This is a genomic window from Pseudobacteroides cellulosolvens ATCC 35603 = DSM 2933 (assembly GCF_001262605.1).
Lineage (GTDB): Bacteria > Bacillota > Clostridia > Acetivibrionales > DSM-2933 > Pseudobacteroides > Pseudobacteroides cellulosolvens.
Map to the genome: position 1 here is coordinate 4,600,458 of NZ_LGTC01000001.1, position 13,047 is coordinate 4,613,504.

Genomic DNA, 13,047 nt, shown 5'->3' on the forward strand with positions numbered 1-13,047 from the left:
TAAGATTCATTATGTCCTGTATTTTTCAATATTAGCAAATTTAGTATATGCACCAAGCCATGTAAGTTCAACTGTGCCTGTAGAGCCACTTCTATGCTTGGCTAAAATGACTTCTGCTATATTTTTCTTTTCCGTTTCCGGATTGTAATAGTCGTCCCTGTATAAAAACATAACTATATCTGCATCCTGCTCAATGGCACCGGACTCTCTCAAGTCACTTAATATAGGCCTGTGATCAGCCCTTTGTTCAGCCGCACGGCTAAGCTGTGAAAGAGTAATTACCGGAACATTTATTTCCTTTGCCAATATTTTTAGAGACCTGGAAATATCGGATATTTCCTGCTGCCTGCTCTCATTTTTACCTCTACCCTGCATAAGCTGGAGGTAGTCAATAACAACCAATCCAAGATTCTTTTCCAATTTAAGCCTTCTGCATTTAGCCCTTATTTCAGATATTGATATACCTGGTGTATCATCTATATAAATTGGTGCTTCGGACAAAGGCCCTAAAGCCCGGGCAATCTTTTTCCAATCTTCATCCTCAAGTTTCCCCGTCTTTACCTTCTGGCTGTCCACCATTGCTTCGCTACACAAAATTCTGCTTACAAGCTGTTCCTTTGACATTTCAAGGCTGAAAATTGCCACTGGAACTCCTGAATAAACTGCTGCATTCTGTGCAATGTTAAGTGCAAATGCAGTCTTACCCATTGCAGGCCTTGCTGCTATAAGAATAAGGTCTGAGTTATGAAGTCCCGATGTCTTAAAGTCAAGATCCACAAACCTTGTGGGTATACCAGTAATATGGCCTTTATTATTATAGAGCTCCTCCAACTTGTTAAATGCATCCACTAAAACATCCTTAATAGGAGCAAATCCTTGGGTACCCCTTTTTTGCAGAACATCGAAAATGCTTTTTTCCGCTTTGTCAACTATATAAGAAAGCTCTTCTGATGCCTCATACCCCATATTTACTATTTCTGATGATGCCTTGATGAGCTTTCGTAATGTTGACTTTTCTTCAACAATCTTTGCATAATGCTTGGCATTTGCAGTTGTTGGTACTGCACTTGCTATGTTGGTAAGGTATTCGAGCCCTCCGATATTATCAAGGGTACCACGTAGCTTCAGCTGCTCCGAAACTGTAATCAGATCTATCGGTTCTCCAGCATCAAAGAGATCCATTACAGCTTCAAAAATTTCCTTATGATCAGCCCTGTAAAAATCCTCACTTTTTAAAATTTCAGTCACTACGGGAATTACCTCTTTATCAAGGAGCATTGAGCCTAAAACAGACTGCTCTGCTTCAATGCTTTGAGGCGGTACTCTCCCAAAAGAACCCAAATCCATTATATACTACACCCTCTTTATTCATTTTCTATCTTAATTTTTAACTTTGCACTGACCTCAGGATATAGCTTGACGTTTGCCTCTGTAGTCCCTAATGATTTTATGACATCATCTAAAATTATTTGCTTTTTATCCACATCCAGCTTGAAATCTGCTTTCAGCTTGTCCGCAACATCCTTATTGGTTATGGAACCAAAGAGTTTTCCTCCTTCGCTGGCTTTAGCCTTAAATACTACAGTAATTTCCTTGATTTTTTCGGCCAATTCCTTTGCTTTCGCTAGCTCTCTTTCCTTCTTCATCCTATCTGATTCATTCTTGTTTTTCATAACATTTATATTGGATGAAGTTGCTTCCATTGCCAATCCTTTCGGCATAAGAAAGTTTCTTGCATATCCGTCACTTACCTCGACCAAACTGTCCTTTTTACCTAATCCTTTTACATCTGCTTTTAATATTACTTTCATTATAAATCCCCCCTACGGTTATATTTGTAAGTTTAGTAATGACTAGTATATTCCTTAAATGTTGACTGAATTAATTTCGTTAGTATATTCAATTATAGCACACTTTAGTTTTTCTATGGCATTTTCTATAGAAATTCCTTCAAGCTGTGCTCCAGCTATGGATAAGTGCCCTCCACCGCCTAATTTCTCCAATATCATCTGAACATTTATCTCACCAAGTGACCTGCCGCTTATAACCACCACATTCCCATTGACACTCAGCACAAATGCCGCTGCTATTCCCAAAAGGCTTAAAAGCTGATCTGCCGCTTGAGCAGATATGAGTTGGGCATTTTTTACGTTTTGAGGACATACCGAAACAGCTATCCTGTCACTAATTATCTCAGCATTCCTAACAATGTTGGAAATGTTTATATAAGTTTCAATATCATTTTGGAAAAGCTGCTTGACAGAAACAGTATCAACACCCTGCCGTCTTAAGAATGATGCGGCTTCAAATGTCCTTACCCCTGTCTTGAATGTAAAATTCTTTGTATCTACAACTATTCCTGCATATAATGCCTCCGCTTCCAACTGCTTAAGATGGACTTTTTCTTCCACATACTGCAAAATCTCAGTTACCAATTCACAAGTAGATGATGCATAAGTTTCCTGATATGTGAGCACTGCATCCTGAATATAGTCCGCTCCTCTTCTATGATGATCAATAACAACAATTTGATTTGTAAATTTCACGAGTTCAGGACTTTCTGTAAAAGAAGGCCTATGAGTATCAAGTATTATGAGCAGTGTCTTTTTATTTATTCTGTCCAATGCCTCGCTGCTATTTATGAAAACCCCTGAATAGTCAGGATTTTTTTCTATTTTAGCCAACAAATTTTCTATTGTCGGGTTTGAGCTGTTTAATACTATATGGACATTCTTACCTCTGTTTTTTACTATCCTGCAAATACCAAGAGCCCCTCCAAGGCAATCAACATCGCAATTTTCATGTCCCATAATCAAGACTTCCGGAGATTGGTCTATAAGCTCTCGTAATGCATAAGCAATGACTCTCGCCTTTACCCTTGTCCTTTTTTCCAGCTCTCTCGTTTTGCCTCCATAGAAGCTGAATGCTTCACCGTTTCTTATTACAACATGGTCTCCTCCCCTGCCAAGGGCTATGTCAATACATGCATTTGCATAGGAAAAGTTTTCAATTATTGTCTTTCCGTTAATTCCAAATCCAATACTCAGTGTAACGGGGATTTTGTTACCTATACTGATTTCCTTCACTAAATCCAATATCTCGTATTTCTTGTCCTCAAACTCTTTTAAGTACTTGCTCTCAAAAACAAAGAAATACTTATCCCTTTCAAACTTTTTAATAATACCGCCTGTATGACTCATCCACCCAACCAATTTTTTATCAATCTCCGCTAAAAGCTGGGGCCTTAATGCATCTTCCAGGCTCTGCATCAAATCATCATAGTTGTCTATGATTATAAGCCCTATACATATCTTTTCATCACCATACCTCTTTTGCAGCTCAACAAACTCTGTATTATCCAAAAGGTACAACATAAGTATAAATTCACCTTTATCACTTTTCTTTTCAGCTTTCACAAAATTTCCGAGAACATTATAATTTCTCTGGTTTATTAATATATTTTTATTGATTTTGGGCTGACCGTCAAGTATCTTTTTGGGTTCCAACTCACTTACCAGGGATGTTATAGTCTTTTCCAACAGATCCTTGCCGCCAAATATATCCCTGAAAGGGGGATTATACCATATGATGGTACCATCCAATTCCAATACAACAAATGGCAGCGGAAAATTCAACAAAGTATCCTTTGTTGCAGTATCGACATGAAAAGTCAAGTCCTCTATATATTGGGTAAGCTCATTCTGCTTCTTATACTCCAGCCTTATATTATAGAATACCAGAAATGAAAAGAGAATAAATCCTACAATACCGATCCAAAACTCTAATATTGTCAGAATGATTACCAATAGCAGTATTATGCCTAAATAAGTACTTGCCCTGGGGATAAAAGCCCACACAAACTTTTTATTGTCCATTTTTTCTCCTTACTTTCTAATCCTGGAACAATTTAAATGTCTTGTCAACTCTGATAGATCACCATAGTACTTTTCAACATCATGTTCTTCAACCAAGCCCAGCTTAATTTTGTTTTCTATTTTCATTTCAATAGAATTATAGCTTATTCCAAGTCTTTTACCAAGCAAATAGCATATTAAAATTATATTTGAAAGGCTTTCTGTAACTGCCTCATGAACCTCTTCCTTTGCCCCATTTACAAGTATTTTAAATAAAGCAGCAATATCTGTCAGCAGTTCGCTTTTAAGCCACTCTATAATTTTTATATTACGTGTAATGTCAATTTCTTTATCGAATAAAGCCATCTAACCACTCCAGTATAATTTATATGATTTCTAAAAATACCCAGTCAATTGGAGATTTCAAAAATATTGATTTTTGTGGCTCTCCACTATAAAAATTGACCAAGGAAATTTTTGAAATCTCCTTATATGATTCTATATTATAACATACCGCTACCCAGATAGAATACACATCAACTATATTTCCCGCATACTTTCATATAGCTATCTATGCAAATATAGGATACGACCCCAAAAATTTATAAAAAGATGACTTTCTTTTTACCATTGTAAGGGCATCCTTCAAATCTTCATCATCCTTATGACCAAGAAGATCTATGAAGAAAATATATTTCCCCAGCTCATTTTTGGCAGGCCTTGACTCTATCCTTGTCATGTTTATATCCCATAGATTAAAGATGTCCAATATTCTATATAAGCTTCCCGGCTTGTCTTCTGTTGAGAACACAATTGATGTCTTGTCATTTCCCGTTCTGACACTATCATTACGGGCTATAACAGCAAACCTGGTAGCATTGATTTCACTATCCTGTATGCCTTTTTCCAGCATTTCAAGACCATATACATTTGCAGCAATGGCAGAACCAATGGCAGCCTTGCTCCCATCACCTTGTGCAACTTCTTCAGCAGCCCCTGCTGTGCTGTAAACATATTTTATATGTGCATTTGGATACTTGCTGTTTATAAATTTCCTGCACTGGCCTATAGGCTGCGGGTGAGAAATAATACACTGTATCTTATCAGGATCAGTTCCTTTTTTAATTAAAAGGTTCTGAACAATGGATATTACAATTTCATCCTTTATCATAAGGTTAACATCGGCAGCTAATATATCAAGAGTTACGTTGACGGCTCCCTCCAAAGAATTTTCTATAGGAGCCACTCCCTCATCAATTTCCTTATTATCAACAGCAAATATCAAATCTGATATTCCGTTATATTCATAGATCTCGTAATCTTCTATCTTTCTTTCTTCGATATATCTTAATGTAGCTTCCTGTGAAAATGTCCCCTTAGGACCAAGATAACCTATCTTTATCATAGAACACTCTCCGTATAGTTATTATTTAGATATCCTGCAAGACCATAAATTAAAAGCCTATAGATTGTTCTATAGGCTTTATATACAAATTATTATTCAGCTGTATATGGCAAAAGTGCAACATGTCTTGCTCTTTTAATTGCCATAGTCAACTGACGTTGATGTTTGGCACAATTTCCGGAAATTCTCCTTGGAAGTATCTTACCTCTTTCGGATATGAACTTGCGTACCTTAGCTACATCCTTGTAATCGATATCGGTAACTTTATCTACACAGAAGGCACAAACCTTTTTCTTTGCCCTTCTCATTCTCATTCCGCCTTTGCCTTCGCCTTTATCGTACATATCTTTTCCGCCACTTCTTTCCCTTTTTCCACCTGGCATTCAAAAAACCTCCTTTCAAAAAATCGCATATATATAATACGGTTATTAACGTAACTTTGTAATGACTCAAATATAACTTCCACTATAAATTTCGCTCATGTGTTGACTAAACTCATCAACACCCGCTCAAAATTGGAAGTAATATTTTAGTCATTCCTTAACTAAAATGGCAATTCATCATCATCACCAATAGGATAAAATCCATCCTCACCACTGCTTCCTCCCCCAAAGGTAGGTTTTGCAGAAGTTTCATCAGACTTTTTGCTGTCGGCAAAATGTGCTTCTTCAGCAATAACTTCAGTAACATAATGACGTTTTCCTTCGTTGTCATCCCATGTTCTGGTCTGAATTCGTCCAACTATTGCAACCTGACGGCCTTTTTGAAAGTACTTGCCGCAAAATTCGGCAAGTTTGCTCCAAGCAACCACCGGAATAAAATCCGCCTGTTTCTCCTCGCCTTGTTTTGAAAAAGCTCTATTTACAGCAAGAGTAAAGCTGCATACAGGTGTATTATTCGTACTTGTGTATCTCAATTCAGGCTCTTTTGTCAGTCTTCCCATTAGAATGGCTTTATTCATAAAATCACCTTATTTTTCCTTTTTGATAATCATATATTTAATTATGCCATCTGTAATTTTGTAAATTCTTTCGAGTTCATGAGGAAAACTAGATTCTGCTGTGAAGTTAACTAGTACATAGTAACCTTCATTACAGTCTTCTATTGGATATGCCAACTTCTTTTTGCCCCATTCATCAATACTTTCCAATTGTGCAGAAGTTTCCAAAAGTCCCTTGAACTTTTCAACAAGAGCTTTTGTAGTTTCTTCACCAACCTCAGTATTAATTATGAAAATTGATTCGTATTTATTTAACATTCGACTTCACCTCCTCCCGGACTAAACGGCCCTGTATCTTGAGTACAGAGCAAGGATACGGTTATGAATTTTATCACACATTCTCATATTTTTCAAGGGCTATTACAAATTTTATTAAATTTATTATTTAAAAAGCCCATTAACATCTATATTATTGTTATTATTGTTATTAGTTTGTTCACCATGGTATAATTTGTTATATAGCTAAAAGTGATTAATGGCATTTCAAAAAATACATTATTCAAGTATTATTTGTATAATGTAATTAATTTATTAAGCATTAAGGATGGTGAACATATCATGAATATGAAAAAAAATTTTCTCTTATTAAAATTATCTATTTTAACTACTATTTTAATTACTGGATGCACTTCTCTTAATTTTAGCAGCACTACTACGAACAAAACAAGCGTTAAAAAAGAAGCTGTTGCCGGTGAAACCATCAGATTAAAGCCTGGCGATGATATCAATACTTTAATAAGCAAAGCTGCTAACGGAAGCGAAATAATTCTTGCCCATGGAAGATACCTAATCTCAAAACCTGTAGAAATAGCAAATAAAAGCAACATTACTATTGTAGGAGAAAACGAGGTTTGGGTTGAGAGTAAAAAGACCGATCACCAGATTTTCTTTGTTAGAAACAGTGCCAACATATTCATTAAGGGAATAAAGGCTCAGCATATAGTTGACAAAACCAAACAAGCAGACTCAAAACCCCTTTTAGATAATAGAAAAGGCAGCGTGGTAGATATAGAAAGCTGCAGCAAGGTTGTCTTTGAAGGATGTGAGCTTGTTGGGTGCGGTGTCTATGGCATATACGCATCTAATACTCCCCAGGTACATATCTTAAACAGCTACCTGCATCACAACTCCATAAGTGCACTGGGTTTTTACAGTAAATCATGCCCAATGAAAGTTTACATTACTGCCAGTAAAATTACAAATAACAAAAGCTTTATTGAAAAACACGGCGATATCAAAGTGGAATACGGAAAAAATAATGAATTTAAAGATAATGATTTAAATGGTTATAATGCAGAATAATGCGGACAAAAAGCAATTAACATAAAATGTCTGAAATAGTCCCCATACAATAAAAGATTGCATATTATGTAATATGTATTCTTTTATTGGGGATTTTATATGTCTGACTTTAATATTGGAGATATCGTGGTCAGAAAGTCTTATGGAAAAGACATATATTTCATAATAACAGAAATTAACAATAATAATGATGGTAATCCCATTTATACATTAAGAGGTCTTTTAACAAGAATAGAAGCTGATTCAAGTGGTGTTGATCTTTTAAAGCAAAATCCCAGGCTTGTAGATCAGGATAAACAGAAATTTCTTCAAAAAACACAACAGGCACTTGTTGCACAAAGCCTTTCACGAAGGCTATACGGTATAAACAGGTCTCCCGGCAGGCCAGGGAGTATCCTGCATATTGATTCAAGCAAGGAATTTCTTGATATATGTGTAAACCACTACAAACATTCAAAAATTGACTGCTTTGGTCATACCGTTGCGGAAAGTCAGCAGCCATCTATTGTAAGAGAAATGCTGGAAAGGTATAAACCTGATATCGTAGTACTGACAGGCCATGACGGCCTTAAGAAAGGTGATGTGGACCTGAAATCATTGGACAGCTACAGGACTTCAAGGTATTTTGTACAATCAGTAGTTGAAGCCAGGAAATATGAGCCTGATAAAAATAAGCTTTGTATTTTTGCAGGTGCCTGCCAATCCTACTTTGAAGCAATAATTAAAGCAGGTGCAAATTTTGCAAGTTCACCTGGGAGAATCTTGATTGACTGTCTTGACCCGTCTATAGTATGCGAAAAGGTTGCAACTACTGATTCAAGGATGTTTATAACTCCATGGTCGGTTGCCCGGCTTACAAAATCCGGTACAAAGGGAATAGGTGGCATAAATACCCGAGGACATCTAAAATCAGCACGTAACTCGTTAAGAACTTAAGATAAATTGTGGTGTCTATAGTTTCGACAACTATAAATTCCGGTTTTACTTTTGTATATAGGCACCACAAATTTTATAAAACACCTATTGCCCATCAATTTCGGATGGCACTTTTCCGTATGTTTAGTCATGATCAAAAAATAACTTCCGCTACGTTTTTTCATTCATGCCTTAACATAATATACCTTGAAAAATTTTAAAAATTACTTTCATTTATTTTAAAAAAGTGATATCATATTTTATAACAGTTCTTTTTTCAATCCAAACTTTTTCATTTAAGAATTAGAATTCTCATGTTTTTGTTTATTAGTATATTTATTGGGTATTATTATCATTAAATATTATTGAATACAAATCTCTAATGATTGGGGTTAGTAAAATGAGTGAAATTAAAAAGTTCGGTACATTCAATTTACTCCCGGGAAAGCCCGTCCCTTATGGAGCAACCGTAATTCCAAACCAAGGTGTCAATTTTTCTGTATATTCTTTAAATGCAATTTCTTGTGAACTGGTTTTATATAGAAAAAAGGAAAAAGATCCTTTCGCTATAATTCCTTTTCCTAATGAATATAAAGTCGGCAATGTTTTTAATATGATTATACAAAACCTTGATTATGAAAATATTGAATATGGTTATAGGATGGATGGTCCACGAAGCCATAAGGAAGGTCACTGGTTTGATCCTTCAAAGGTTTTGCTTGACCCATACGCTAAGATAGTTGGCGGGCGTGATGTATGGGGCGAAGAGCCTGATTGGAGCGATCCTTATCAGCACCGGGGACAGATAATTGCAGATAATTGCTATAATTGGGAGGGTGACAGACAGCTTAACATCCCCATTGAGGAATTAATTATTTATGAAATGCATGTACGGGGCTTTACAAAACATGCCAGCTCTAGTGTGAAAAATCCGGGAACTTATGCCGGTATTATAGAAAAAATTCCTTACCTTAAGAAACTTGGAATAAACTGTGTTGAGTTATTGCCGATTTTTGAGTTTGATGAATTTATTAAAATAAGAGGTCCTATAATTAATATTTCAGGCGATCATATGAAAAACTACTGGGGATATGATCCCCTAGCTTACTTTGCACCAAAAGGAGGCTATGCATCCTCCGCCAACGGAAGACAATCAGCAGAATTTAAGGATCTTGTTAAAGCCCTCCACCAAAATGGCATTGAGGTTATTTTGGATGTAGTTTTCAACCACACCGGTGAAGGCAAAGAAACTATGCCAAGCGTATCTTTCAGGGGCATTGATAACAAAACCTTTTATCTTACCAATCCTGATGGAAGCTACCGAAACTACAGTGGCTGTTATAATACTGTAAACTGCAACCATCCCGTTGTAAGAAAGTTTATAATTGACTGCTTGAGATATTGGGTTCATGAGTATCATATTGATGGTTTTAGGTTTGATCTAGCTTCAATCATGTGCCGTGACCAGGATGGAACTCCTTTGGGTAATCCTCCTTTAGTTGAGGCTATATCCTACGATCCTGTCCTCAAAAACACAAAGCTTATAGCTGAAGCTTGGGATGCAGCAGGTCTATATCAAGTAGGAGGCTTCCCATCATATGGCAGATGGTCAGAATGGAATGGAAAATACAGGGATGACTTAAGACGCTTTTTAAAGGGTGACAGCGGCTTTGTTGAAGCGATGGTATACAGGATCCAGGGATCTCCTGATTTATATAAAGGCAGAGGCACACATGCCTCAATAAACTTTGTAACCTGTCATGACGGGTTTACCCTTATGGATCTTTTCTCATACTTTTCAAAGCACAACATGGCTAACGGTGAAAACAACATGGACGGCTCAAATGACAATCACAGCTGGAATTGGGGATACGAGGGGCCTACTGATAATCCCGAAATCATAAAACTTCGTAAAAAACAGATAAAAAATGCCATAAGCATTTTGATGTTAAGCTATGGCGTTCCTATGATTCTTGCTGGTGACGAAATGGGGCGAACTCAAAACGGAAACAACAATGCATATTGCCAGGATAATGATATAAGCTGGATAAATTGGAACCTCCTTAAATCAAATAATGAAATATATAACTATTTTGAAAAAATTATTGCTTTCCGTAAAAATAATAGAATTCTTACGGAAAGAGAGCATTATGAAACAACCAATTCCTTAGGAAGCAGATATCCTCAGATATCTTTCCACGGAGTAAAACCTTGGGAATATGATAATTCCAGCGAAAGCAAAACTTTAGCTGTAATGTTTTATGATAAACAATCTGATAATAATATTATATATATGGGAATGAATATGTACTGGGAAAAGTTAGAATTCACATTGCCTAAACTGGTAAACATGGATTGGTATTTATTTTCAGATACATCAAAAGCACCTCCATATGATATTACTGAACCGGGCAGAGAGCTGCTTCTTAAAAACCAAAACAAAATTAATATAGATGCCAGGTCAGTGGTTATACTAATAGGTAAAAAGCAGCATCAAGATAAATTGATACAATTTATATAATCTTAGAGGTTTATTTATGAATAACATTGAGCTTTTACTTGATATCTTAAAAAGTAAGAAAAAGGATTTTACAGGAGATTTCTTCATACCTAAAGCCTGGAATTATTTTGGTTTTAATAATTTTGACGAGTCGATAGGAAGATATGGAGAAATCAATGTAAACCCTTATGAATTTTTTTCCAGATGTATTGATTCAATGCTGGATGCCGTGTGTGAGGCTAATACAGAAGCTGCATTACCAAATGCTCCTGTAAATATGGAAGACTGCGTTTTATATGGTCTTTTTCCCAGAATGTTTACAGCCTGGAACCATTATAACAATAATATAAATTCCGGAACATTCTTAAAAGCCATGTGCCTTCTTCCCTATTTAAAACGGATGGGAGTCAACGTTATATACCTTCTTCCAATTTTCAAATACAGCTTAAACTATAAAAAGGGAGAAACAGGCAGCCCTTATTCCATAAAAAATATATATCAGCTGGATGAAAACCTGCATGATGATTTATTGGGGCCTTTGGATTCTTCCCTGATGGAAGCACAATTCAAAGCCTTTGTAGAGGCATGCCATATTTTAGGAATGAAGGTAATGATAGATTTTGTGTTCAGAACCGTTGCAAGGGACAGCGATCTTATATTGGAACACCCTGAATGGTTCTACTGGATAAAGTATGATTCAATGAGCAGTTTTTCCGCCCCGGCTATAGACACTATAAAGCCTCAGACAGTTGTAAGTGAGAAACTGATTAAAAAATTATATACCAATAAAGTAATAGATGATTATTTAAAGCAGTTTACTCTTTCTCCCAAAGAAGTTGACGAGAAAAAGTGGAATAAGCTGGTTAAGAAGCATCTTGAAACCGGAAGGAATATATTGGACCTAGTTGAGGAAAATATGAGTATAACAACTGCTCCAGGGTTTCCTGATGTTATTAATGACTCCCAGCCTCCCTGGTCTGATGTAACTTATCTCAGATTCTATTTCGACAACCATGAAAAAGCTGTACCATTTATAAAAAGTGATCAAGCCCCATATGTTTTGTTTGACGTAGCAAAGCTCAGCCTCTTCAATTGGAAGGAGCCAAATAAGGATCTATGGGATTACACAGTAAATGTAATACCCTACTATCAGGAAAAATACGGTATTGATGGTGCAAGAATAGATATGGGTCATGCCCTTCCAACGGAGCTTAATAAAGAAATAATAAGAAAAGCAAAGGAATTAAACCCCAATTTCCTCCTCTGGTCCGAGGAATTTAACTGTTTGAATTCAAAGAAGGTAATGGATGATGGCTTCCAATTTATGACTGGTTCCCTTTGGTTTGATTACAAGAATATTGAAAAATCAGGATTTTATAAGGGAGTTTTAGAGCCTCTACTAAAATCTTCACTCCCGGTAACCGGTGCATTGGAATCTCCTGACACGCCCAGAGCGGCATACAACTATAAAAGTCCTAGAAGTCTTGAATTTATGGCTATAATAAATAATTTTATGCCTAATGTTGTTCCAATGCTAAACAACGGAATGGAAATAATGGAAATACAGCCTATGAATCTCGGTCTTGATAACACCGAGGAAGGCCGATATGTTTTACCTGAGTCTGACCCAATGTACGGAAAGCTTGCATTCTTTGATAACTATAAGCTTCATTGGAATAACGACTCATGGATCACAATGCCCGACTTTCTTGAAAAAGCTTTTTTGCTAAGAAGCCGTTTTAAAAAGATTATAGGAAACAAAGAAAACTTTATATTTGTTAAGAATATGGAAAAAAATAAAAAGCTCTTGGTATTGTGCTATAAAATTCAAAATAACAACGATCATCTGGTTATTTTAGGAAATAAAGGCCATAAAGAATCGGCACAACTGGATTTGACCAAACTATTACCGGATATAATAAAACCCGGGGATGAAATAAACATTGTGTACATGGAAAGACATTTTTATAACATAAACCTGTCCACTGACGATAAAATTTTATTACAGCCTAAGGATGTAGTCGTCGGCATTGTATCATCAAAAACATAACAAGCTTGTGATTTGGAATTG

Annotated in this window: 12 protein-coding genes; 4 read left to right on the forward strand and 8 right to left on the reverse strand. The window is 36.1% G+C overall.

Annotated elements, in window-relative coordinates; all coding sequences use genetic code 11:
* Positions 1–9: 9 nt before the first annotated feature.
* From dnaB to rpsF, 8 genes are all read right to left on the reverse strand, one after another.
* Positions 10–1,347: a replicative DNA helicase gene (gene dnaB, locus Bccel_RS18875; RefSeq protein WP_036936561.1), complete on the reverse strand. Its 1,338-nt coding sequence runs from the start codon at positions 1,345–1,347 to the stop codon at positions 10–12.
* A 17-nt stretch (positions 1,348–1,364) separates the two neighbouring features.
* The gene (gene rplI / locus Bccel_RS18880; protein WP_036936559.1) at positions 1,365–1,811 is read right to left on the reverse strand and encodes a 50S ribosomal protein L9; all 447 of its coding nucleotides are present in this window, start codon (positions 1,809–1,811) and stop codon (positions 1,365–1,367) included.
* 54 nt (positions 1,812–1,865) lie between these two features.
* Positions 1,866–3,875: a DHH family phosphoesterase gene (locus Bccel_RS18885; RefSeq protein ID WP_036936556.1), complete on the reverse strand. Its 2,010-nt coding sequence runs from the start codon at positions 3,873–3,875 to the stop codon at positions 1,866–1,868.
* Between the two features lie 9 nt (positions 3,876–3,884).
* Positions 3,885–4,220, reverse strand: coding sequence for a MazG-like family protein (locus Bccel_RS18890; RefSeq protein ID WP_036936553.1), 336 nt, complete (start codon positions 4,218–4,220; stop codon positions 3,885–3,887).
* Positions 4,221–4,425: 205 nt separating this feature from the next.
* A complete protein-coding gene (pheA, locus tag Bccel_RS18895; RefSeq protein ID WP_036936549.1) occupies positions 4,426–5,259 on the reverse strand; it encodes a prephenate dehydratase in 834 nt (277 codons plus the stop codon).
* Positions 5,260–5,351: 92 nt separating this feature from the next.
* On the reverse strand, positions 5,352–5,642 hold the full coding sequence (gene rpsR, locus Bccel_RS18900) for a 30S ribosomal protein S18 (RefSeq protein WP_036936546.1): 291 nt from the start codon (positions 5,640–5,642) through the stop codon (positions 5,352–5,354).
* Between the two features lie 161 nt (positions 5,643–5,803).
* Positions 5,804–6,220, reverse strand: coding sequence for a single-stranded DNA-binding protein (locus Bccel_RS18905; protein ID WP_036936543.1), 417 nt, complete (start codon positions 6,218–6,220; stop codon positions 5,804–5,806).
* 9 nt (positions 6,221–6,229) lie between these two features.
* On the reverse strand, positions 6,230–6,517 hold the full coding sequence (gene rpsF / locus Bccel_RS18910) for a 30S ribosomal protein S6 (RefSeq protein WP_036936540.1): 288 nt from the start codon (positions 6,515–6,517) through the stop codon (positions 6,230–6,232).
* Between the two features lie 300 nt (positions 6,518–6,817).
* Here rpsF and Bccel_RS18915 point away from each other — a divergent pair, with 300 nt between their 5' ends.
* The 4 genes from Bccel_RS18915 to Bccel_RS18930 all read left to right on the forward strand — a co-directional run bounded on the left by Bccel_RS18915 (position 6,818) and on the right by Bccel_RS18930 (position 13,026).
* Complete coding sequence (locus Bccel_RS18915) at positions 6,818–7,561, forward strand: right-handed parallel beta-helix repeat-containing protein (protein WP_036936537.1); 744 nt, start codon at positions 6,818–6,820, stop codon at positions 7,559–7,561.
* A gap of 99 nt (positions 7,562–7,660) precedes the next feature.
* A complete protein-coding gene (locus tag Bccel_RS18920) occupies positions 7,661–8,497 on the forward strand; it encodes a sporulation peptidase YabG (protein ID WP_036936535.1) in 837 nt (278 codons plus the stop codon).
* A gap of 379 nt (positions 8,498–8,876) precedes the next feature.
* Positions 8,877–10,997 carry a glycogen debranching protein GlgX gene (gene glgX / locus Bccel_RS18925; RefSeq protein ID WP_050753631.1) on the forward strand — a complete coding sequence of 707 codons (2,121 nt, stop codon included), beginning with the start codon at positions 8,877–8,879 and terminating at the stop codon, positions 10,995–10,997.
* Positions 10,998–11,013: 16 nt separating this feature from the next.
* The gene (locus tag Bccel_RS18930) at positions 11,014–13,026 is read left to right on the forward strand and encodes an alpha-amylase family glycosyl hydrolase (RefSeq protein ID WP_050753632.1); all 2,013 of its coding nucleotides are present in this window, start codon (positions 11,014–11,016) and stop codon (positions 13,024–13,026) included.
* Positions 13,027–13,047: the final 21 nt, after the last annotated feature.

What these genes read in the sequence shown, in the direction of transcription:
- Bccel_RS18885 (WP_036936556.1), bottom strand. Translation starts at nt 3,875, where the DNA reads ATGGACAATAAAAAGTTTGTGTGGGCTTTTATCCCCAGGGCAAGTACT.
- rpsF (WP_036936540.1), bottom strand. Translation starts at nt 6,517, where the DNA reads ATGTTAAATAAATACGAATCAATTTTCATAATTAATACTGAGGTTGGT.
- dnaB (WP_036936561.1), bottom strand. Translation starts at nt 1,347, where the DNA reads ATGGATTTGGGTTCTTTTGGGAGAGTACCGCCTCAAAGCATTGAAGCA.
- Bccel_RS18915 (WP_036936537.1), top strand. Translation starts at nt 6,818, where the DNA reads ATGAATATGAAAAAAAATTTTCTCTTATTAAAATTATCTATTTTAACT.
- Bccel_RS18905 (WP_036936543.1), bottom strand. Translation starts at nt 6,220, where the DNA reads ATGAATAAAGCCATTCTAATGGGAAGACTGACAAAAGAGCCTGAATTG.
- pheA (WP_036936549.1), bottom strand. Translation starts at nt 5,259, where the DNA reads ATGATAAAGATAGGTTATCTTGGTCCTAAGGGGACATTTTCACAGGAA.
- Bccel_RS18890 (WP_036936553.1), bottom strand. Translation starts at nt 4,220, where the DNA reads ATGGCTTTATTCGATAAAGAAATTGACATTACACGTAATATAAAAATT.
- glgX (WP_050753631.1), top strand. Translation starts at nt 8,877, where the DNA reads ATGAGTGAAATTAAAAAGTTCGGTACATTCAATTTACTCCCGGGAAAG.
- rpsR (WP_036936546.1), bottom strand. Translation starts at nt 5,642, where the DNA reads ATGCCAGGTGGAAAAAGGGAAAGAAGTGGCGGAAAAGATATGTACGAT.
- Bccel_RS18920 (WP_036936535.1), top strand. Translation starts at nt 7,661, where the DNA reads ATGTCTGACTTTAATATTGGAGATATCGTGGTCAGAAAGTCTTATGGA.
- rplI (WP_036936559.1), bottom strand. Translation starts at nt 1,811, where the DNA reads ATGAAAGTAATATTAAAAGCAGATGTAAAAGGATTAGGTAAAAAGGAC.
- Bccel_RS18930 (WP_050753632.1), top strand. Translation starts at nt 11,014, where the DNA reads ATGAATAACATTGAGCTTTTACTTGATATCTTAAAAAGTAAGAAAAAG.